This window comes from Micromonospora sp. L32 (assembly GCF_052068055.1).
Lineage (GTDB): Bacteria > Actinomycetota > Actinomycetes > Mycobacteriales > Micromonosporaceae > Micromonospora > Micromonospora purpureochromogenes.
This window is the reverse complement of record NZ_JBQHDD010000018.1, coordinates 1-20577: the sequence shown is the minus strand read 5'-3', so window position 1 is coordinate 20577 and position 20577 is coordinate 1. Positions and strand designations below refer to the sequence as shown.

The 20577-nt window shown below is 75.2% G+C and carries 13 protein-coding genes and 1 rRNA gene; 4 read left to right on the top strand and 10 right to left on the bottom strand.

The window, feature by feature from the left end; genetic code table 11:
* Nucleotides 1-34 precede the first annotated feature (34 nt).
* The 4 genes from ACTMTB_RS30030 to ACTMTB_RS30015 all read right to left on the bottom strand — a co-directional run bounded on the left by ACTMTB_RS30030 (nt 35) and on the right by ACTMTB_RS30015 (nt 8279).
* Complete coding sequence (locus ACTMTB_RS30030) at nt 35-1222, bottom strand: DUF3068 domain-containing protein (RefSeq protein ID WP_441149510.1); 1188 nt, start codon at nt 1220-1222, stop codon at nt 35-37.
* 69 nt (nt 1223-1291) lie between these two features.
* Nucleotides 1292-2107, bottom strand: a complete 816-nt coding sequence (locus tag ACTMTB_RS30025; protein WP_441149509.1) for a class I SAM-dependent methyltransferase — start codon at nt 2105-2107, stop codon at nt 1292-1294.
* Nucleotides 2104-6624, bottom strand: coding sequence for an alpha-(1->3)-arabinofuranosyltransferase (locus ACTMTB_RS30020; RefSeq protein WP_441149508.1), 4521 nt, complete (start codon nt 6622-6624; stop codon nt 2104-2106). The genes ACTMTB_RS30025 and ACTMTB_RS30020 overlap by 4 nt, the downstream gene beginning before the upstream one ends.
* Nucleotides 6621-8279, bottom strand: a complete 1659-nt coding sequence (locus ACTMTB_RS30015) for a substrate-binding domain-containing protein (RefSeq protein ID WP_441149507.1) — start codon at nt 8277-8279, stop codon at nt 6621-6623. Before ACTMTB_RS30015 ends, ACTMTB_RS30020 begins: the two co-directional genes overlap by 4 nt.
* A gap of 264 nt (nt 8280-8543) precedes the next feature.
* Between ACTMTB_RS30015 and ACTMTB_RS30010 the strand changes: the two genes are divergently transcribed.
* The gene (locus tag ACTMTB_RS30010; RefSeq protein ID WP_441149506.1) at nt 8544-9704 is read left to right on the top strand and encodes a glycosyltransferase family 4 protein; all 1161 of its coding nucleotides are present in this window, start codon (nt 8544-8546) and stop codon (nt 9702-9704) included.
* A gap of 73 nt (nt 9705-9777) precedes the next feature.
* Here the strand turns inward: ACTMTB_RS30010 and ACTMTB_RS30005 are convergent, their stop codons facing one another.
* Both ACTMTB_RS30005 and ACTMTB_RS30000 read right to left on the bottom strand, forming a co-directional pair.
* On the bottom strand, nt 9778-9942 hold the full coding sequence (locus ACTMTB_RS30005; protein ID WP_157745799.1) for a hypothetical protein: 165 nt from the start codon (nt 9940-9942) through the stop codon (nt 9778-9780).
* Nucleotides 9939-11657, bottom strand: a complete 1719-nt coding sequence (locus tag ACTMTB_RS30000) for a hypothetical protein (RefSeq protein WP_441149505.1) — start codon at nt 11655-11657, stop codon at nt 9939-9941. The genes ACTMTB_RS30005 and ACTMTB_RS30000 overlap by 4 nt, the downstream gene beginning before the upstream one ends.
* Nucleotides 11658-11808: 151 nt before the next feature.
* Here ACTMTB_RS30000 and ACTMTB_RS29995 point away from each other — a divergent pair, with 151 nt between their 5' ends.
* Entirely contained in the window at nt 11809-14184 is a 2376-nt protein-coding gene (locus ACTMTB_RS29995) for a hypothetical protein (RefSeq protein WP_441149504.1), read from the top strand.
* 14 nt (nt 14185-14198) lie between these two features.
* Here the strand turns inward: ACTMTB_RS29995 and ACTMTB_RS29990 are convergent, their stop codons facing one another.
* Entirely contained in the window at nt 14199-14954 is a 756-nt protein-coding gene (locus tag ACTMTB_RS29990) for an FkbM family methyltransferase (protein ID WP_441149503.1), read from the bottom strand.
* 167 nt (nt 14955-15121) lie between these two features.
* Here ACTMTB_RS29990 and ACTMTB_RS29985 point away from each other — a divergent pair, with 167 nt between their 5' ends.
* A complete protein-coding gene (locus ACTMTB_RS29985; protein ID WP_441149502.1) occupies nt 15122-16333 on the top strand; it encodes a polysaccharide biosynthesis protein in 1212 nt (403 codons plus the stop codon).
* Nucleotides 16334-16469: 136 nt separating this feature from the next.
* On the opposite strand, the gene nudC is transcribed toward ACTMTB_RS29985, so the two are convergent.
* On the bottom strand, nt 16470-17393 hold the full coding sequence (nudC, locus tag ACTMTB_RS29980; protein ID WP_441149501.1) for an NAD(+) diphosphatase: 924 nt from the start codon (nt 17391-17393) through the stop codon (nt 16470-16472).
* Between the two features lie 332 nt (nt 17394-17725).
* Here nudC and ACTMTB_RS29975 point away from each other — a divergent pair, with 332 nt between their 5' ends.
* Nucleotides 17726-19534, top strand: a complete 1809-nt coding sequence (locus tag ACTMTB_RS29975; RefSeq protein ID WP_441149500.1) for a VanW family protein — start codon at nt 17726-17728, stop codon at nt 19532-19534.
* A gap of 64 nt (nt 19535-19598) precedes the next feature.
* Here ACTMTB_RS29975 and ACTMTB_RS29970 read toward each other — a convergent pair whose 3' ends face one another.
* Together ACTMTB_RS29970 and rrf are read right to left on the bottom strand one after the other, a co-directional pair.
* Complete coding sequence (locus ACTMTB_RS29970; protein ID WP_441149499.1) at nt 19599-20225, bottom strand: NADPH-dependent F420 reductase; 627 nt, start codon at nt 20223-20225, stop codon at nt 19599-19601.
* 277 nt (nt 20226-20502) lie between these two features.
* Nucleotides 20503-20577 (bottom strand): 5S ribosomal RNA (gene rrf, locus ACTMTB_RS29965); the annotation flags it as partial.

The window sequence follows — 20577 nt, the reverse complement described above, 5'->3', positions numbered from 1 at the left end:
CGAATCGACCCGCCCTCTTCGGAGTGCTACCGCGTCAGTGCCTCTCCCGCTCGTCCGACGCCGGCCGCTGGGTCGGCACCGTCGGCTCGTCGTCCGCGCGCCAGTTCGTCGACGCGGGCGGGATCTCGTCGCTCAGCGGGCCGCCCTCGCGGTCCACGGCGGGCTGCTCGGCGGTCGGCCGCTCCTCGTCCACGACCGGCCCGTCGTAGCGGGTCGGAGCGGGGGCCGGCGGGACGTCCGCGCGGTGCCGCGCCTCGCCGGCCGCGGCGACCGCACCCTGGCGGGCCACCAGCAGGCCGCCGATCATCAGCACCAGACCCAGCACGGCCAGACCCACCGGTACGTAGACGCTGATCAGCTGGAGGCTGTTCCGGCTCTCCTTGGCCCGGTCGGCCGAGGCGGTGATGGTCGCGTCGTTGTACGTGAAGTCCGCGTCCAGCAGCGTCGTCGGCGTGCCGAGGTTCGGGGTGAGGACCTTCTTCTGCACCTCGCGCACCTTGATGTACGACCCGGTCACCGGGTCCACCCAGACGGTGCGCTGGTTGCTGTAGACGAGTTTGGCGTCGGTGGCGCCCGGGGCGAAGGTGGCCAGCAGCGCTGTGAGCCGGCTCGGGTCGAGGGTCAGCTGCTCGTCGGTGATGACCTGCTCGAACCGGTACGTCTCGATGCCCTTGATGTTCTCCGTACCGGAGAACTTGGCGTCGCGGACCTGGCGCATGTCCCGGTCGAAGATCTTGTAGTCCCGCTTCTCGGTGTTGAAGGGGAACTTGTAGATCTGGCCGGCGAACTGGACCCCGGTGTCGCGCTGGCCGGTGTCGTCGAGCCACTGGCCCTGCCACTTCAGCGCCTCGCCGGAGACCCGGTCCATGGCCAGCTTGGCGCCGTACGCGCTGACCAGCTCCTTGTTGTCGACCCGGTCGACGGTCTGACCGACCTGCCACACCACGGCCTTGCCGTCGAGGTCGCCGCCCAGCTTCGCGGTCTCGTCCTTGAGCTGGTTTACCCGGACGGTCGACCTGAGGTCACCATTGTTGATCTTGATGGACCCGTTGTTGATCTGCAGGAACGTCGCACCGGAGGCTTCCGCCACCGACGTCGCTGCCTTCAGGTCGTAGGGGAGCTTGGCCAGCGCGGGGGTCACGACGAACACCAGCCCGGCGGCCAGCGCCAGGAGCAGTACGCCGACCCCGAACAGCACGGCACCGATGGCGCGGTGCTTCATGTTTCCTCCCTGGAGGAGCTCAATTTCGTCGTTGTCGATCAGAGGGATGGCCGCGAGGTTACTACCTGGTCACATCTGGACGCGACCCCCGGTCAGCCCAACTTTTTCCGCCTGCCCGGCAACCTCCGGCCGTTCACCGGCCCGGCGCAGCACGAGCAGGAAGTTCCATGAGCCGATCTCCCGTGCCCCGGGAACCCGGACGATCCACCGGCCCCACCAGGGGTGATAGCGCGGTAGTGCGTCCAGCACCTCGACCTCCGGATTGCCCCGCGCCCACCGCAGCGCGTCGGCGATCGAGACCGGGAAGAGCGTCTCGGCGAACCGGTTCTTCGGCGGGCGTCCGTTGCGTCGCTCGTACCGCCGCCGGGCCCGCTGCCCGCCCAGGTAGTGCCAGGGCGCGGTCTCGTGCCCGCCCCACGGGGAGAGCCACGGGGTGAACGAGACGAACAGGACGCCCCCGGGCTTCGTCACCCGGGCCATCTCGTCGAGCATCCGCTGCGGCTCCGAGACGTGTTCGAGCACGTTCGACGAGAAGCAGACGTCGACGCTGCCGCTGCGCACCGGCAGCGCGGTGCCGCTGCCGCGCAGCATCCCGGCCGAGGACTCGGCCGCGGAGAAGTCACCGACGTCCGGGTCGAGGCCCACGTAGCGGGCGCCGGCGGCGCGGAACGCCTGCGCGAAGTAGCCCGGCCCGCCGCCCACGTCGAGCACCGTCCGCCCGGTCAGGCCGGTGTAGCCGGAGACCTGGCGTACCGAGTCGTCGGCCAGCAGGCCGTAGAAGTGGTCCGGGTCGGTCTGCTCGACCAGGAAGGCCCGGAACAGGGCCACCGAACGACCCAGCGTGGCGAACCGGCGGCGGGCTGCCGGTCCCTGTCCAACGGTCATCGCACTACCGTCCCGTCCTCGTCCTCACCGGCGGTCGGCCGGTCACCGTCCGCCGGAACTGTCGCACCCGCCCCGCCATCGCCCATCGCCGGCCCACCCGGCGTCCCACCGCCCACGTCGAACGGCGGCGCACCGGGCGCGCCGGCCCCGCTCAGCCACGCATCGGACGCGTCGGCCCGCGGCGCATCGGGCGCACCGGCGCCGTCGCCCGTCTGCGGCGTCCCGGAGACGCCGGCGTCATCGGGGAGTGCCGTCCCGGAGGCGGTCGGGTCGGTCGGCGCCGCCGGCCCGGGGGTCGCCGGCACCGCGCCCGGGACCGGGACCACCGCCGCGACCACCGCACCGATCGCCACCAGCATCGCCGCCTGCACCCACGTCCCGTACGCCCACTCCTGGCCGTGCCCGCGCAACCGGCCGGCGACCGCTACCACCGTGGCCACGGTCAGGCCGCCGAAGACCACCACCGGCAGCGCCCGGCGGGCGAGCTGGCGCAGCAGCATCGCCGCGAGCACGATCGCCACCGGCAGCACCCCGCCGAGCGCGGCGAGCAGCACCACCAGCAGCGTCCCGACGAACCAGGGCGCGCTCTCCGCGGGCAGCGAGGATGCGTCCTCCGGCCGCCGCCGGGCCGGCCAGGCGGCGAGCACCAGCACGCCGAGCGCGGTCAGCGCGCCCACCGCCAGGCCGCCCCGGTAGGCCCGGTCGGGGGCGAACTCCAGCCGCACCTCGCCGCCGGGCCCCGCCGGCAGCACCCAGGCCTGCTGCCACCCGTCGACCCGGGTGGCCGGCAACTCCCGTCCGTCCAGGGTGGCCGTCCACCCGGCGTTCGCGTTCTCGGGTACGACCAGCAGCGCGCTCTCCCCGCCGGCGACCCGGACCCGGCGCTGCGTCGGCGCCCAGTCCAGCACCGACACGTCGCGGTGCCGGGGTGCGGCGACCGCCGGGCCGGCCGGCCGCAGGGTCACGTCCTGCACCACGTACCCCCGGGACGGGGAGCTGGCCAACCGGTGGCCGCCGGCCGGCAGGTCCATCACCGCGCCGGTCTCCCCGCAGAGGGTGACCGGCATCGGCCGCCCGGCGGCGACGTCGCCGAGGGTGCCGGTGACCGCGGTGTCGTACCGGAAGCCGTCGAGTTCCACCGCGGGGCCGGTGCCGCACGGGGCGGAGATCCGGGTGCCGGCGGGCAGCGGCCGGATCGCCAGCCCCGGGATCTCCACCTCGGCGATGCCGGCCGTCGCGGTCCAGCCGTTGCCGCGCCGGTCCGCCACCCGGTCGGTGTCCTCCCGCACGACGATCTCCACCCGGTCGGTCCGCACCGCGGCGAAGCGGACCAGCCCGTCCGGAGCGACCGGCACGAGCTGGGTACGGCCACCGGCGCGCACCTCGACCCGGGTGGGCGGCGAGCCGATTGGCAGGTCGGCCGGGCGCAGCCGGAGCCGGTCGATCCGGCGTTGCCCCTGCCAGCGCAGGGTGAGGGTGGGTCGCAGGTCGCCGGTGCCGGCCAGCCAGGCGGTGCCCGGGTCCCCGTCGACCGCCGCGTACGGGGCCACGGACGGGTCGCCGGCCAGGTACGACGAGGCGCCGGCGGTCACCGACGCCCCGGCCAGCGTCACCGCGCCACCGGGGCGGGCCAGCGCGGTGACCGTCAGCCGGTAGGTGCCCGCCGTGCTGCTGCGGAACACCCGATCCACCCCGAGCGGCTCCTCGCCGACCCGGGCCAGGAAGCGGTCGCAGCGCACCACGCTGCCCGCCGGACGGACACCGGTCGTGGACCGCGCCACCGGCACCGCGTCGGAGCCGGGCGGGACCCCGTCCGAGCCGGCCGGGACCGCGCGGGGGTTCGGTTCGGGCGCCTCGGCGGGGAAGCACGCCGGCCGGTCTCCGGCGCCCCGGCTGAACGACCAGGAGACCGGGCCGGTGCCGGTGGCCGGCAGGTCGGTCGGCACGCGCAGCGCCCGGTGGGGCGTGACGTCGGGGACGGTGAGTTCCCGGATGCCCACCGCGCCGTCGAGTCGGTTGCCGGCCACCGCCAGCACGGTGATCCGGATGGTGCTGGTGGCCCCGGGCAGGGTGTAGTACGTCTGCGCGCCGAGCCCGGCGGCGACGTCGTGGTCGACCGAACCCCGGTCGGTGCTGATCCGGAACCGGGTCACCGGCCAGCCGACCCCGAGGTCGTCGACGAACGCCAGGGAAACCTGCTGGACCTCGCGTGGGGTGTCCAGGTCGAGTTGGAGCCACTGCCCCACCGGCCCGGCCAGGGCCGCGGAGTGCCAGGCGGTGCCGGCGTCGCCGTCGACGGCGGCGAACGGCAGGTGCGACGGGTCGGCCGGGGCCAGGTTGTCCACGAAGCTGGCCGCCGTGGAGGCGCTGACCTCGCGCAGCCCCTGGTACGTGGCGACGGTCTGGTGCCGGCGGCCACCGAAGGGCAGCAGGTCGAGGGCCACCCGCCCCTGCCGGCCCGACTCGGCGGCGGTCATGGTCTGGCTGAGGTTGTCCCGTACCCGGCCGATGTCCCGTTCCCGGCGGCGCAGGCCGTCGGTGACGATCCACCGGTCGCCGGTGGCGCCGACGTCGGCGTCGGGCCGGTCCCCGGCCAGCACCACCGGCCGGTCCCGCTCCACCACGCGCTGCTCGAGCAGGGGCAGCAGCGACTCGGGGCCGCCGCTGACCGTGGGCACGTCGGCGGTGAGCACCGCCGAGGCGGCCGGCACCGGGCGGTCCACCTCGTACACCTCGACGGCGGGCAGCGGGCCGGCGTCGTCGTCGACCGGGCTGCCGGCGGCCCGACCGACCGCGTCGGTGCTGCCGAAGGTGGCGACCCGGGTGATCCCCGGGGAACCGGCCAGCGCCCGGCGCAGCACCGCCACCGGCGGGGCGTCGGTCTGCGTACGGTCGATGTCGTTGCGCAGCAGCAGGTGCCGGAAGCCGGAGCGGGCCAGGAAGTCGGCCAGCCCGGCCGAGCCGCGGCCACCGGCCAGCACCGTCTCGACGGTGTCCATCATCCGGATGTTGCCGATCGAGCCGAGCGGGATCTGGTGGCGCACCGCCCAGGGCGCCCCGGCCAGCGACTGCAACGGCTCGTCGACGGTGCGTCCCCAGTCGTACTGGCCGAAGCCGGAGCCGGGCACCACCAGCGTGCGGGCCAGCGCGTCCCGGTCGGCGAGCCAGGTGGCCGCGGCCCGCCAGTGCGGCGGCAGGTCGGACCAGCCGGGGCCGGGGCGCAGCAGCCCGGTCCAGGCCGGCGCGGCCGCGCCCAGGACCAGGGCGAAGACCGGTACGAACACCATCGGGCGCAGCCGCAACCCGGGCCGGCGGTGACGGGCGGCGGTGTGCAGCCGGGTGATCCAGGCGTCGACGCCGTGCGCGAAGCCGAGCATCAGCGGCAGCCGCAGCACCGGTTCCAGCTTGTGCACGTTGCGGAACGGCGCCAGCGGGCCGTCCAGCAGGTCGCGGACCTGCTCGGAGAGGGGGCTGTCCAGGCTGCCCACGTAGCCCATGGTGAGCAGGGTCAGCCCGGCCAGGAAGCCGAGCACCAGGAACCGCCGCTCGGGCAGCAGGTTGCCGGCCAGCCCGGCCAGCCCGACCAGCGCCACCACCGCGGTGAGCGCCATCAGCGCCGGGTGGTCGATCAGCAGCCAGCCCGCCGGCCACCACGGGTCGCCCTGGACGATGTACGCCACCCACTGGTTGGTGCCGCGTACCGCCTGGAACAGCGAGGCGACCGCGGTGGTCGTGGTGGACGACTCGATGTAGTCGAGGAACGGGAGGCTGTACTGGCCGAGCAGCAGCAGCGGCACGATCCACCAGAGGCAGACCCCGATCACGCAGACGCACCACCAGCCGACCAGCCGCAGGTGGGCGGCGTCCCAGCGGCGGGTAAGCAGCCACACCCCGGGCAGCACCAGGGCCAGCAGCACCACGGCGGCGTTGATGCCGCCCATGCCCAGCACGGCCAGCGCGGAGAGCGCGGCGGCCCGGCGCGGCGAGCCGATCCGCTTCACCTGGACCAGCGGCAGCAGCACCCAGGGCAGCATCGCCGCGGAGAGGACCTCCGAGGAGAGCGCGCCGATCTCGGTGAGCATCCGGGGCGCCAGCGCGTAGCCGAGCGCGGCGGCGTACCGGGTCGGTTCGGTGCCGATGGCGAACGCCCGGGCCAGCCGCAGCAGGCCGTAGAAGGCGGCGCAGAAGAGCACCGCGCACCAGAGCCGCTGGGTGATCCACGGCGGCACGCCGAGCAGCTGCCCGGCGCCGAAGAACGGCCCCATCGGGAAGAGGTAGCCGTACGCCTGGTTCTGGAGTTCTCCGGAGGTGGCCTCCGGGTTCCACAGGTGCAGCGCCCGGGCCATGAAGTGCAGCGGGTTCGCCGCCAGGTCGAGCTTGGTGTCGAAGGTGACCTGGCCGGGGCGCTGCGCGAACGCCAGCACGGTGAGCAGCAGCAGGCTGAGCGCGGTGGCGGGGGCCTCGCGAACGGGCCGGACGATCCGATCCAGCACCCGCCGCGCCGGGGCCGCGGTCACCGGCGGCACTCCGGGGGCAGGCAGCTAAGTTTGGCCAGGGCGGTGAAGAAGATCTGCCGCATCCCCTTCGGCTGGTCGGTGCGGTAGACCTGCCCGCCGGTGACCTTGGCGATCGCGTTCAGCTCGCCCGGGTCGACGTCCGGGCCGAGGCCGATGAAGAGGATCGGCAGCGGCTGGCGCGGGTCCTGCATCGCGGCCAACTCGGCGAGGAACTTCTTCCGGTCGATGCCCTCGGCGTCCTCGTTGCGCCCGTCGGTCATCACCAGCACCAGGTTGATCCGTCCCGGGGTCCAGTGCCGCCGGGCCTCCCGGTACGCCGCCAGGGTGGAGTCGTACAGGCCGGTGCCGCCCTTCGGCTTGACCTTCACCTCGGCCAGCCGCTGCGCCAGCGCGGCCCGCTGCGCGCGCAGCGGCCGGACCGGCAGGATCTCCCGGTAGTCCCGGTCGCCGTCGACCTTGGTGGAGAAGACCCAGATCCCGAGCTCGCTGTTGTCCAGCAGCAGCCCGGCGCCCTCGCGGGCGGCGCCCAGAGTGACGTCGAGCCGGGTGCCGCCGCCGGGCACCCGGGCCGCCATCGAGCCGGAGATGTCCAGCACGGTGAGGATCCGGGCGCTGCGCTGCACGCCGCTCCACCCGGTCAGCATCTCGGTGACCGTCTCCTCGGCCGGCAGCGCCACCGGTTCGCGGACCGCCGGGTCGAGGCGGCGGTCGCGCGGCATCGCCGGCGGGTAGCCGGCGGCGGTGCGGAAGCCGTATCCGGTCAGCACCTCGCGGGAGGCGCTGGTCAGCAGGTCGCTGAGGAAGCCGGCGGCGGCGTCCCGCACGGCGTCGCGCGCGGCGGGCAGCACCGCGTACGGCAGGTCGAGCGAGGGCACCGCCACCTCCGGGTACGCGGCGACCAGCTTGTCGGCGCCGGCCAGCGCGTTGTGCCCGAGCACCGCCTGTTCGGTGGTGGCGACCGCGTCGGAGCGGCCGGGCAGCCCGGCGCCCGGCGGCAGCGCGGCCGGCGTACCGGTGGGGCTGAACGTGTGCCCGGCGAGCCGGCGCAGCGTCGCCGCCACCACCGCGCGCGGATCGCGCTCCCCGGCGGCGAGCCCCCGGACGCCGAGCAGGGCAGCCACCCCGGCCGGGTCGGCGGCCGGGTCGGGAAGCCCGACCGTGCCGGCGCGGGCCCGGGGGCCGATCAGCGGTGCCCAGGTCAGCGGCTTGGCCGGCCAGCCCAACCGGCGGGCCACCGGCTCGGTCACCGCGAGCACCACCGGGGTGCTCGCCACCGACGTGCCCTGCCCGGGCACCTCGAAGGCGCCGGCGGTACGCGCCCGCCGCAGCCAGAACGTCGACTCGGGCAGCCAGGCGTCGGCCACCTCGGCGCCACCGGCCAGCTCGGCGGCGACGGCGTCGGACTCCCGGGACTCCACGGCGATCGACACGCAGGGCTGCCGGCCGACCGACGCGCGGGCGATCCGGTCCACCGCCGGGGCGACCACCGGGGCGGCGGCCACCCGCAGCCGCACCCGCTCGGCGCACTCCGGCGTCACCCGCTCGTCGCGCAGCCAGACGTACCCGGCCCAGCCGACCAGCAGCAGCACCAGGGCCGCGCTGAGCAGCACCACCGGGGAACGGCGGGCGAGCAACCGCGCCGGAACGTCGCCCACCACGGCTGCCTCCCCTACTCGTTCCTCGCCCGTCCGCCGGCACGCTGCCGCAGGTCACGGGTGTCGCGGACGGCCTCGACCGGCGTGTTCACCGACCCCGCATCGTGCCGCGCTGACACACCCTGCCAAGGTTTCGGGTCCCCGGCAAACCCCCGGTCGACGAGCTGTTATCCGATCGTCGCTGCCGGTCCGACCCATTGCGTACGCGGCCCGGGCCGCCCTAGGGTGGCGCGATCGTGCCACTTACTGACCGGTAGGAGCAGCGTGGACACCTCCAGCAGCACCACCGCTCGCCACGTGCTGTTCCTGAACTGGCGCGACACCAGCAACCCGGAGGGCGGCGGTTCCGAGGTCTACATCGAGCGGATCGCCGCCGAACTGGTCGCCGCCGGCCACCGGGTGACGCTGCTCTGCGCCGCCCACTCGGAGGGCGGCCCGGAGGAGACCAACCCCGACGGTGTACGCGTGCTGCGCCGCGGCTCCCGCCACACGGTGTACGCCCGCGCGGCCCTGACGTACCTGGCCGGGCGGTTCGGGCTGGGCCCGCTGGGCCGGCGCGGCAGCGGCCTGCCGGATCTGGTGGTGGACGTCTGCAACGGCGTGCCGTTCTTCGCCCCGCTGTACGCCGGCCGCCCGGTGCTCGCCCTGGTGCACCATGTGCACCGGGAGCAGTGGCCGGTGGTCTTCGGCCCGTGGATGTGCCGGCTGGGCTGGTGGATCGAGTCCTGGCTGGCGGTCCGGCTCTACCGGCGCTGCCGCTACGTGACGGTCTCCGAGGCCAGCCGCACCGAGCTGGCCGAGCTGGGGGTGGACGCGGAACGGATCGACGTGGTGCCCAACGGCACCCCGCCGGTGACCGGCCCGCCGCTGCCCCGCACCGCCCACCCGTCGCTGCTGGTGCTGGGCCGCCTGGTGCCGCACAAGCGGGTGGAGATCGCGATGCGCACGGTGGCCGAGCTGGCCGGGGAGCTGCCGGAGCTGGAGCTGGTGGTGGCCGGTCAGGGCTGGTGGGAGCAGCCGCTGCGGGAGGTCGCCGACTCCCTCGGCGTCGCCGACCGGGTCCGGTTCACCGGCTTCATCAGCGAGGAGGAGAAGCACGAGGTGCTCTCCTCCTGCTGGCTGGCGCTCACCCCGTCGCTCAAGGAGGGCTGGGGCCTGACCATCGTCGAGGCCGCCGCCCGGAGCACCCCGACAGTCGCGTTCCGCTACGCCGGGGGCGTCGCCGAGGCGATGGTCGACACCGAGACCGGCCTGCTGGTCGACGACGAGGCCGAGTTCACCGACCGGGTGCGCGAGCTGCTCGCCGACGACGTGCGGCGCAAGGCGATGGGTGAGGCGGCGCTGGCGCATGCGGCCCGCTTCACCTGGGCCGCGACCGGGGCGCGCTTCGCGCAGCTGGTCGCCCGGCTCACCGCCACCCGCTGACGGCCGGCGCGCGAACTGCCGCAGACATGCGATCGGGGCGCCCGCATCAGCGGACGCCCCGGTCGACGGTGGTTCAGCGCGTGCCGTACAGCGTGCTCTCGGAGCTCTGCTCACTCACCTTGGAGTTGGCGGCCTCCTTGGCGGACGGGCTGAGCGCATTCGCCAGACCGACGCTGCCGAGCAGGCCGAGCACGACCCCGAGTACCCCGACGGCGACGAACGCGGGCAGGTTCCTCATCCACCTTCTCCTTCCGCGGGACTCGCGTGCCGGGACGCTACCACGCGCCGCAGCACCTGCGCAGTGCCCGAAAAACCGATGGCCAACACCACCGTTCCGGCCAGCAGGTGGGCGTAGCCGACCGGGCCGGGGCCGTTCCGCCCGGCCGGGGCCGTCCAGGCCGGGTTCTCGTAGAGGGTCAACTCCGGGCCGGCGTGGGCCAGCCGCAGCCCGACCATCGAGGTCACGGGCACGGCGGGTCCCGACGCCCGCTGCACCAGCACCCAGCGCGCCCCCATGGCGGCCAGCGGACGGCCCGCGGCGAGCAGGTCGCGCACCTGGGCCGCGCGCGGGTCCTCCTTGCCGACCGCGACGTCACCCACCCACAGGGTGTCGTCGATCAGCACCGGCGACGACAGCAGGCGCGGGGCCGGGTCGATCACCACCCGGCCGCCGTTCCAGGCGTACCGCTGGTACTCCTGGAACGGCAGGGAGATCACCTCACCCGGCCGGTCGGCCACCTGCCGGGCGACCACCGCCCAGTCCGCCGGGTAGTTCACCGGCGTCAACCGGCCGAGCGCCCCGAAGGCCAGGTCGGGCAGGAGCGCCACCGGCAGCATCGCCGCGCCGACCAGCAGCACCGTCCCGGTGGTCCGGTCGAACCGGGTGGCCAGCCGGTCGGCGAGCCGTTCCGCGCCGAGCGCCACGGTCACCGCGAGGGCCAGCGCGTACGGGACGAGCAGCTTCTGCCCGTCGCGGACCAGCCCGCCACCGGGCGCCGTGTCGACCAGCCAGCCGAGCAGCGCGCCCCCACCGGGCAGCACGCCGAGCGCCGCCACCAGCCACGACCCGGCGGCCAGCACCAGCAGCCGGGCGGGCGCGCCGGCCGGCCAGCGCCGGCGCAGCAGCGACAGGCCGTACCCGGCGAGGAGCAGCAGCAGCCCGGTGGCCAGCGGCACCACCGCGGCCTGGCGGGACGCCGGGACGGTCAGCGCGTTCCAGATCCCGCCGGTGCCGGCGAGCGCGACCAGCGACCCGCCCCAGTTCTCGGCGCGGGCGGCGAAGGCGGGCACCCCGGCCGGGTCGGAGCGGCCCCCGGTGGCGCTGCCCAGCCCGGCCACCAGCCACGGCGCGTTGAGCAGCACCGTCACCGCGAGCGCGGTGCCCGCCCGACGGGCCGCGCCGGGGTAGCGGCCGGGCACCAGCACCGCCACCGCCACCAGGGCGATCAACCCGCCGGTCGGGGTGATCGCGGAGACCGCCGCCGCCAGCAGCAGCCCGGGCAGCGCCCCGGGCCGGCCCGCGCGCACCCCGAGCGCCGCCGCCACCAGCCAGGGCAGCATCGCGTACGCCAGCAGCAGCCCCCACTGCCCGAGCAGCAGCCGCTCGGCCAGGTACGGCGTCCAGGCGTAGCCGAGGGCGGCGACCACCCGTACGGCGGTGCGCGTGGTGGGCACCAGCCGGGCGGCGCCGAGCGCGGCGAACCAGAGGATCGCCACCAGCACCAGTCGTTGCAGCAGCCAGCCGGGCATCAGCTGGGTGGCGAGCGCGACCACGGCGTCCTGCGGCACGGCCCGGGGCAGCGCCGAGGCCGGGGCGATCACGTCCCAGCTCAACGCCTGCCGGGGCACGAAGACCATGTCGTAGCTGAGGACGTACCCGGGCAGCGCCAGCGGGGCGAGCACCACCGCCGCCACGGCGGCGGCCACGCCGTACGGCACCAGCCGTCCACGCATCCCTCGACCCCCACCTGCCTGCCCGGACGCGACCCGACCGCGCCGTGGTGGCTCGCCACTGTACGCGGCCCCGGCCGTGCTCCGGCGACGACCGGGAACCACCCGATGACCTGATGGGACGCCAGGTGGCCGGTGTGGCAGTCTTCCCGCCATGGCATCGACCGGCACGACCACCTCTCCCGAAGGGACCGGCCTCGTCGGCGGCTGGGCGCGCGTCCACCCGGTCCGGGCGGTGGCCGTCGCCATGATCCTGGTCAGCCTGGTCTGGCGGGCGCAGCTCGCCTCCCGCGGCTACCTGGCGGTCGACGACTACGTGCTGATCGCCCGGGCCGCGGAGGCCGACCTGACCCCGGGCTTCCTGCTCACGCTCTACAACAACCACTTCATGCCGGCGGCGCTGCTGGCCACCTGGCTGGTGACCCGGGCGGTCGGCCTCGCCTACTGGCCGTACGTCCTGCTCCTCACCGCCGCCCAGGCGGTGCTCGCGGTGAGCTTCGCCCGGCTGCTGCGCACCCTGGTCCGCCCCGGCTGGGCGCTGCTGGTGCCGCTCGCGGTGTTCCTGTTCAGCCCGCTGACCCTGGAGGCGACCTCCTGGTGGGCGGTCGGGGTGAACATGCTGCCGATGCAGATCGCCATGGTCCTCGCGGTCGGCGCCCAGGTCCGGTACGTGCGCACCGGCCGGCTTCGGCACCTGGTGACCCTCGGCCTGGCCGTGCTCTTCGGGCTGCTCTTCTTCGAGAAGGCGCTGCTGGTGGTGCCGCTGGTCTTCCTGCTGACCGCGTTCCTCTTCGTCGGCGGCCCGCCGGTGCGGGCGGTGCTGACCACCGTCCGCCGGTACTGGCCGTCGTGGCTGCTGCTGACCGCCATGTCGCTGGGCTTCCTGGCCCTCTACGGCTCCCGGGCGGAGTCGTCGCTGCGCCGGCCGGACTCGCTCGGCGAGGTCTTCTCCTTCCTCTGGCAGCTGCTCGGCTCCACCGTCGTACCGGGTCTGCTGGGCGGGCCGTGGCGCTGGCTGCCGGCCGGTGACGGCGCCCCGGTGACCGCGCCGCCGGAGCTGGGCCGGTGGATCGCCTGGGCGGCCTTCCTGGTGCTGGTGGTGCTGACCGTCCGGCTGCGCCGGGTCGCCGGCCGGGCCTGGCTGCTGCTGGCGTCGTACCTGACCCTGGTGACCGCCCTGCTGGGTGCCACCCGGCTGGGCTCGATCTACAGCGACGTCGCCGGCGCCGTCCCCCGGTACGTCAGCGACGTGGTGGTGGTGGCCGCGCTCTGCATCGGCGTCGCGCTGCTCGGCCTGCGGCCGGTGCCGGACCGGTTCGCCCCCGCCGGCCCGGCCCCGGCGGACCGGGCCGACGAGACCGACCCGGCCACGGACGGCGCAGATGCCGCGCGGGCGGACGGCGACGGGACCCCGGCGACCACCGCCGCCGACGGCGAGCCCACCCGCACCGCGACCGCAGGCGCCGACGACGAGGACCCGGACCGGTCCGCCGCCCAGCCCGAGCGGGTCGCCGCCGACGCCGAGCGCCGGGCCGGCCCCGAGCCGGCCCCCCGGGTCGCCGTGCCGGCCGCCGCCTACCGTGGCCACGGCGTCCTGCACGCCGAGTACGACGACGACGATCTGCCGCCCCCGGCCCGTCCGCCGGCCGCGCGACCGTTCGACGCGCCACCGCAGCGGGCCGGCGCGGGCGCCGCCACGACCCCGCCGACCGCCACCCCGCCGGCTGCGCCCGGCGCCGCGCCCGACCCGGCGGACCGGACCGGCGACCCGACCCCCACCGAGCCGCCCGTCGACCGGCCGGAGCAGCCGGCCGGGCTGGCGGCGTTCACCGGCGGCCGGGACCCGGACGACCCGCCGCCCCCGGCCGTGCTGGTACGCCACCGGGAGGCGGTCTCCGCCGGCCTGGCCCTCGCCCTGGTCGCCGGGGGTCTCGGCACCGCCTGGACGACCGCCCGGTTCGGCGACGAGTGGGCGGTCAAGGCCGGCCGCACCTACCTGGACACCGTCCGCGCCGAACTGGCCGCCGCCCCGCCCGGCACGGTCTTCTTCGACCAGCCGGTCCCCGGTGACGTGGTGCCCACGCTCTCCGCGCCGTACAACCGGCAGTCGACGTTCTTCCGCGCCCTGCCGGAGCGGCCCGTCTTCGTCACCGAGGCGGAGGCGCCGTCACTGTTCGACCCCACCGGCCGGATCACCCCGGTCCGCATCGACGGCCCCACCGTCCGGCCGGGGCCGGAGCAGGCGTGCGGCTGGAAGGTCACCGACGGCGAGACGGTGCGGATGCCGCTCACCGGGCCGCGCGACGACTGGTTCTGGGTGGTCCGGATCGGCTACCTCAGCTCCGGCGACAGCACGGCCACGTTCCGGTTCGGCGGCAAGGAGAAGCGGTTCCCGGTGAAGACCGGGCTGAACCAGATCTTCTTCGAGTTCACCGGCGGCGGGGACACGGCCGAACTGAGCGTCGCCGACCCCGGCGTCACGCTCTGCACCAACGAGGTCGCCATCGGCACCCCGACGCCGCAGCAGTGACGCCGCCGGCCGGGTCACTCCGTTCGGAACAGCACCGAGTTGACGTAGCGGGGGCGGGGCCAGAGCACCCGACGGGCGAAGCTCTGGCCCACCCGGGCGATCGCCTCCCGCTGGTGCCGCCCGAGGTCGAAGTCGGCCAGCGGCACCCAGGTACGCCCGGGCAGCACGTACCCCCGGTAACCCCAGCCGGTGAGCAGCTCCAGCAGCGGCTCCACCGGCTGGATCCGCTCCTCCACCTCGATCAGCAGCACCGGCCGGTCGCGGCGGATCGTCTCCGCCCCGCCGCGCAGCGCCGGCAGCTCGTGCCCCTCGATGTCGAGCTTGACGAAACGCACGTCGGTCAGGCCCAGCGAGTCCAGGGTGATCCGGCGTACCTGCACCGGGCTGCCCTGCTCCGGCTGCTCCAGCGACGAGGTGCCGACGATCGCGCCGCCGTCGGGCAGGTAGAGCGCGGCGGTGCCCTCGTGGTCGGAGACGGCCGCCTCGACCACCTCGACGGTGGGGAAGGCGGTGCGCAGCTGGCGGGCCAGCGGGGGCGTCGGCTCGACCGAGACGACCCGGTCGGCGCGGCGCAGCAGGCGCGCGGTCCACGGGCCGTACCAGGCGCCGACGTCCACGGCGGTGCCGCCGCGCGGCACGAAGTCGGCCAGCCGGGCCAGTTCGGGCTCCACCCGCGGATAGACCAGCCGGATCCCGTCCGCCACCCACCGCTCGGGAAGCTTCGCGGCCAGCCCGGAGGTCGCTGCCGCGGCCACGTTCGTCGACGCCATGGGGCAGCACACTAGACCCTTCCCGGCCCCGAGGGCAGGGGTCGCGGGTGCGGGGCTGACGGCCGGACGGTCGAGCGGTACCGTCTCCCAGGTCGGGCCGGGGAGGTCGCGGCCGCCGGCGGCCGCGAGCCGCGGTCGTCGGAGCAGCGCGGGCCACTCGGGGCGGCATGACACAGACCATCGGCAGGGACACCGGCGCGGCGCGGCTCGGTGCCGCCGGCGCCGCCGTCACCGTGGCCACCACCCTGAGCAACGCCCTGGCCTACCTGGTGCCGGTGCTCGGCGCCCGCCGGCTCGACCCGGCCGACCTGGGCGCGCTGGCCACCGTGCTGGCGCTGGGCGCGATCGCCGCCGTGCCCGGCTTCGGGCTCCAGATCGCCGTCGCCGTGCACCGCGCCCGGCGCGGCCCCACCTCCACCGGCCGGCTGGCGCTGCTCACCGCCGGGGTCACCGCCGGGGTCACGGTCGCGGCGGCGCCGCTGCTCACCGTGCTGCTGCGGCTGCCGGTGGCGCTGACCCTGCTGCTCGCGGCCACCACCTTCGCCACCGTGCTGGCCGGCCGCTGGCTCGGCGAGCTCCAGGGCGACCAGCGCTTCCTGCGCCTCTCCGCCGGGATGACCGTGCTCGCCGTCGGCCGGTACGGCGGGCTGATCGTCGGTCTGGCGCTCGGCGCGGGCCCGGTCATCGCGCTGCTGCTCGCCACCGGCACCGGGCTGCTCGTCCTGCCGCTGCTGGCCCGCCTCGCCCGCACCGCCCGCCCGGGACCGTCCGCCGCAGCGGAGGGCGGCCTGCGACCCACTGACGTGATGACCGCGTGCGGGGCCACGCTGGCGATGCTCACCATCTCGTACGCCGATCTGCTCCTCGCCCGGCAGCTGCTGTCGGCGGACGGCTCCGGGGCGTACGCGGTCGGCGCGGTGCTCACCAAGGGCGCGCTCTGGGCGCCGCAGGTGGTGACCCTGCTCGCGCTGCCCCGGCTGGCGCAGGGCGACCGGCGGGCCCGGGCGCTGGGCCTGGCGGTCATCCTCGCCTGCGGCGCGGTCCTGGTGGCGGCCGCCGCGCTCGGCGGCGAGCTGGCGTTCCGGCTGGCCGGCGGCGCCGACTACCTGCACCTGGCCGGCGAGGCCCCGCTCTTCGCCGCCACCGGCGCCCTCTACGCGGTCGTCTTCATGCTGGTCAACGACCGGGTGGCCAGCGGCGCCCGGTTCCCGGCCGCCCCGCTCTGGGTGGCCACCGTCGGGCTGGCCGGCGCGGCGGTGCTGGTCGCGCCGCGCACGGTCGAGGGGATCCTCACCTGCGCGCTGGGCGCCGCCGCGCTGACCGCCGCCGGGATGGCCTGGCTGGCGCTGCGCCCCCGCGACCCGTCCCCCCGGCGATGACCCACCGCGATCCGGCCGGCCGACCCGGCACCTGATCCGCTCCGCTTCGGCGACGTCGAGGTGTCCGAGCGGTCGCAACACCCCCACCACGGCGATCTGGAGTCGATCTCCGACGTCGGGAGCGGCCGGGCGGACGTCAGTCGCCGGCGGCGAGCCAGCTGCCGAGCAGGTGGTGGTCGATCGAGTCGGGCCGGCCCAGCGGCCGCCCCTCGGCCGCCCGGCGGCGCAGCTCGTCCCGGGTGAACCAGCGCGCCTCCAGCAGCTCCTCGCCGTCCACCCGGACCTCCTCGGAGGCGGCGGTGGCCCGGAACCCGACCATCAGCCCGGCCGGGAACGGCCAGGCCTGCGAGCCCTGGTACGACAGCGCGGAGAGGGTCACCCCGGCCTCCTCGGCCATCTCCCGGCGGACCGCGTCCTCCAGGCTCTCGCCCACCTCGACGAACCCGGCCAGCGTGGAGTACGACCCCTCCGGAGCGCCGGCGTGCCGGGCCAGGAGGCAGCGGTCGGGCGACCCGGGCGCCTCGACCAGCACGATGATCGCCGGTTCGATCCGGGGGAAGAGCAGCCGTCCGCAGCGCGGTCCCGAGCAGGCCCGCACGTGCCCGCCGTCGCGTGCCACGGTGGCCGAGCCGCAGCTGCCGCAGTACCGCTGCTGCCGGTGCCAGTGCAGCAGCCCGCGCGCGTACGCCTGCACCGCTGCCTGGGCCGGGTCCAGCCAGGCGACCAGGGCGCGCACGTCCGCGGTGGCGGCCGCGCCGGCCAGCCGGGCCGCCTCGGGCGCGGTACGCCCGGAAAGGTCCACGGCGAAGACCGGAGCCTCGCCGTCCAGCCCCAGGAAGACGATCTCCTCGGCGGCGGCGAGCACCTCGGGGGCGTCGGCCGGGCTCAGCCGGACCGGCGTCTGGTCGGCGTCGACGAGGCAGTGGTCCCGCCAGAGCGGCAGCAGCACGGCCCCGGGATCGGTCAGCCGGGCGGAGATCCACTCCCGGTTGCCGCGCAGCGCCGCCGCCCGGTCCAGCCACCCGCCGCCGTACGCCAGCACCCGATCCGCCACCCGCACACCGTGCCACGGCAGCGGGAGCGTCGGGTGAGCGGGGCGGCTGCAGGTTGCCGCTGGTCCGACTCGGCGCGAGGGCTGGCCGTACCGGCCTACGCGGAGAGGGCCGACCCGGCCGGGTCGGCCCTCTCTCGCCAGCGTTCGCCGGGGACACCCGGGCCACTGCGGCGTTCGCGGGGACACCCGGGCCACTGCGGCGGCAGCTTCGGGCGAGCGGGGTCGACACGCGGTGACGATGTTGACCGGCCCGCACGATGTCGTCCGGCCGAGAGTTGGCTACCGTAGGTGTCTCTTCCGGGGGCCCGCAGCCCCCCACGTGGTACGTCTCGATAGAGGTGGCTGTGACCCTGTACGGCGACAAACGTGTCTCCGACGACCGGCCCACGGTGCAGGTCACCGCGGTGACCTGGCCGGGCGACGAGCCGGAGCCGAGCGGCAAGACCGGCTCGGGCTGGTCACGGTCGCGCCGGGGCCGGCTGCTGCTCGCCGGCGGCCTGGCCGCCGTGGTGCTGGCCGGTGTCGGCGGTGCCGGTGCCTACGCGTACGCCGGGGACGTGCCCCGGGGCACGACGGTGCTCGGCGCCGAACTCGGCGGCCGGAGCCGGGACGAGGCGGCCCGGGAGCTGCGCGCCGAGTTGGAGCGCCGGGCAGCCACCCTGAACGCCCCGCTGACGGTGCTGGTGGGGGAGCAGAAGGCGGAGATCAGGCCGGCCGACGTGGGCCTGGCCATCGACGTCGAGGCCACGGTGGCGGCGGCCGCCGAGGCCGACGCGCCCCCGGTGAGCCGGCTGCTCGGCTCCCGCACGGTCGACCCGGTGGTCACGGTCGACGCCGACCGGCTGGACGCGGCGCTGCGCGGGGTCATGGGCAAGCAGGGTCGCGAGATGACCATGCCGGCGATCATCTTCACCGGCACCACCCCGAAGCCGGTGTACCCGAAGCCGGCCCTGTCGGTGGACCGGGAACACTCCGCCCAGGTCGTCACGAAGGGCTGGCTCGCCGGCGGGCAGGTGACCGTGCCGCTGGTGGAGCAGGCCCCGGCGACCACCGCCGAGGAGGTGGACCGGCTGGTCGAGGAGCTGGCCCGGCCGGCGGTCGCCAAGCCGGTCACGCTCACCACCGACAAGGGCACGGTGACCATCCCGCCGGCGGCGATCGCGCGCGGCCTGCGCTTCTCCGCCGACGAGGCCGGCAAGCTGACCCCCCGGGTGGACGTGAAGCGGCTGCGCGCCGCCCTCGGCGACAAGCTGGCGTCGATCGAGTCGCCGCCGAAGGACGCCACGATGACGATCTCCGGCGGCAAGCCGAAGATGGTGCCCGGCCGCGCCGGCCAGCAGCTCGACTCGGCCGCCCTCGGGCGCGACCTGCTCGCCGTCCTGCCGAAGACGGACGGGCGGACGGTCAGCGGGCAGCTCAAGCCGGCCGAGCCGGAGCTGACCGAGGCGAAGCTCGGCGCGCTGGGCATCAAGGAGCGCGTCTCCACCTTCACCACCCGGTTCCCCGGCGGGCTCTCCTCGCCGCGCAGCCAGAACATCGTCCAGGCCGCCAAGGACGTCGACGGCACGGTGGTCAAGCCGGGTGAGACGTTCTCCCTCAACGGCCACACCGGCGAGCGCGGGTACGACCAGGGCTACAAGGACGCCCCGGTGATCGTCAACGGCAAGCTGGTGCCCGGCGTGGGTGGCGGCGTCTCGCAGTTCACCACGACGCTGTTCAACGCCACCTACTACGCGGGTCTGGAGGACGTCGAGCACAAGCCGCACTCGTTCTACTTCAGCCGCTACCCGGCGGTGATCGAGTCGACCATCTTCTGGCCGGATCTGGACTTCAAGTTCCGCAACAACACCCCGCACGGCGTCCTGATCGACACCTCGTACACGTCGAGCACGATCACCGTGTCGATCTGGAGCACGAAGATCTACGACAGCGTCAAGACCGAGTACGGCCCGCGCCGCAACATCACCAAGCCGAAGACGGTCCACCTCGAGCCCGGTCCCACCTGCATCGCCGCGGTGGGCAGCGACGGGTTCTCCCAGGACGCCTTCCGGGTCATCAAGAAGGACGGCAAGGTCGTCAAGCGGGAGAAGTTCAGCTGGACCTACGACGCCGAGCCCCGCTTCATCTGCGGCCCCGAGCCGTCCTGACCGCGGGCAGGACGAAGCCCCGCCGGCTGATCGCCGGCGGGGCTTTTTTCTGTCGTACGCCCGCTCAGGGCCGCGCCTCGGCCAGTCCCTGCCGTACGCCGTCGGCGTCGCGGTCCGTGCCGTAGACGGGGGTGTCGGGCTGCTGCCGCCAGCTCTCGTCGAGGGTGCCGGCGTCGACCGGGTCGAAGCCGAGCGAGTCGACCAGCTGCATCACGAGCTGCTTCGCGTCGGCGTCGTCGGCGGCCACCGGCAGGCCGATCCGGTCGCCGACGCCGGCCGGGCGGCCGTTGTCCATCAGGTGCTGGGCCTGGATGTTGTTGAAGGCCTTCACCACCCGGGCGCCCTTGAGGTGCTCGGCGGTCCACCGGCTGGAGCTGAGGCTGCGGTCCAGCAGCTCGGGGATGTCGCCGTCGCGCTGCGGGTAGTAGTTGTCGGCGTCGACGACCACCTTGCCGTCGAACAGCTCCGGGGGGAGTTCGGGGACGGCCAGCAGCGGCACCGCCACGATCACCAGTTCGGCGTCCTGCACGGCCTGCTCCACCGTGCCCGCGGTGGCGCCGGTCTCCTGCGCCAGGTCGGTGAGGGTCTGCGGCCCCCGCGAGTTGGCGACTGTCACGTCGTGGTCGAGGGCGCGCAGCCGCCGGGTGAGAGTCCCACCGATGTGCCCCGAGCCGATGATTCCGATCTTCATGACCACTCCTGCCTCCGCCGGTCCCGACGGTCAGTTCCGGTCGTACGGTGAAACAGGTACCCCGACCGGTCCGCACCGATTGCGGACGAGGCGTACTCCACGTCACGTTTCCCGCCATGACGGCGGGGGACCACGCGGCGGCGCGGGTCCCGCACCGACGGTACCGAGAAGACGTGGGTCACCCGGGTGATTCGCCGAACGAGGGGCAGGTTGATTTCCGGGGTGGATATACCAATCAGGGCCACCCCTTGAAAGGGGTGGCCCTGATTGAATGGTTGTCCGGCGGTGTCCTACTCTCCCACACCCTCCCGAGTGCAGTACCATCGGCGCTGGAGGGCTTAGCTTCCGGGTT

Excerpts from the sequence above, each read along its gene's own strand:
- ACTMTB_RS30030 (WP_441149510.1), bottom strand. The coding sequence starts at position 1,222 with ATGAAGCACCGCGCCATCGGTGCCGTGCTGTTCGGGGTCGGCGTACTG.
- ACTMTB_RS30025 (WP_441149509.1), bottom strand. The coding sequence starts at position 2,107 with ATGACCGTTGGACAGGGACCGGCAGCCCGCCGCCGGTTCGCCACGCTG.
- ACTMTB_RS30005 (WP_157745799.1), bottom strand. The coding sequence starts at position 9,942 with ATGAGGAACCTGCCCGCGTTCGTCGCCGTCGGGGTACTCGGGGTCGTG.
- ACTMTB_RS30000 (WP_441149505.1), bottom strand. The coding sequence starts at position 11,657 with ATGCGTGGACGGCTGGTGCCGTACGGCGTGGCCGCCGCCGTGGCGGCG.
- ACTMTB_RS29995 (WP_441149504.1), top strand. The coding sequence starts at position 11,809 with ATGGCATCGACCGGCACGACCACCTCTCCCGAAGGGACCGGCCTCGTC.
- ACTMTB_RS29990 (WP_441149503.1), bottom strand. The coding sequence starts at position 14,954 with ATGGCGTCGACGAACGTGGCCGCGGCAGCGACCTCCGGGCTGGCCGCG.
- ACTMTB_RS29985 (WP_441149502.1), top strand. The coding sequence starts at position 15,122 with ATGACACAGACCATCGGCAGGGACACCGGCGCGGCGCGGCTCGGTGCC.
- ACTMTB_RS29970 (WP_441149499.1), bottom strand. The coding sequence starts at position 20,225 with ATGAAGATCGGAATCATCGGCTCGGGGCACATCGGTGGGACTCTCACC.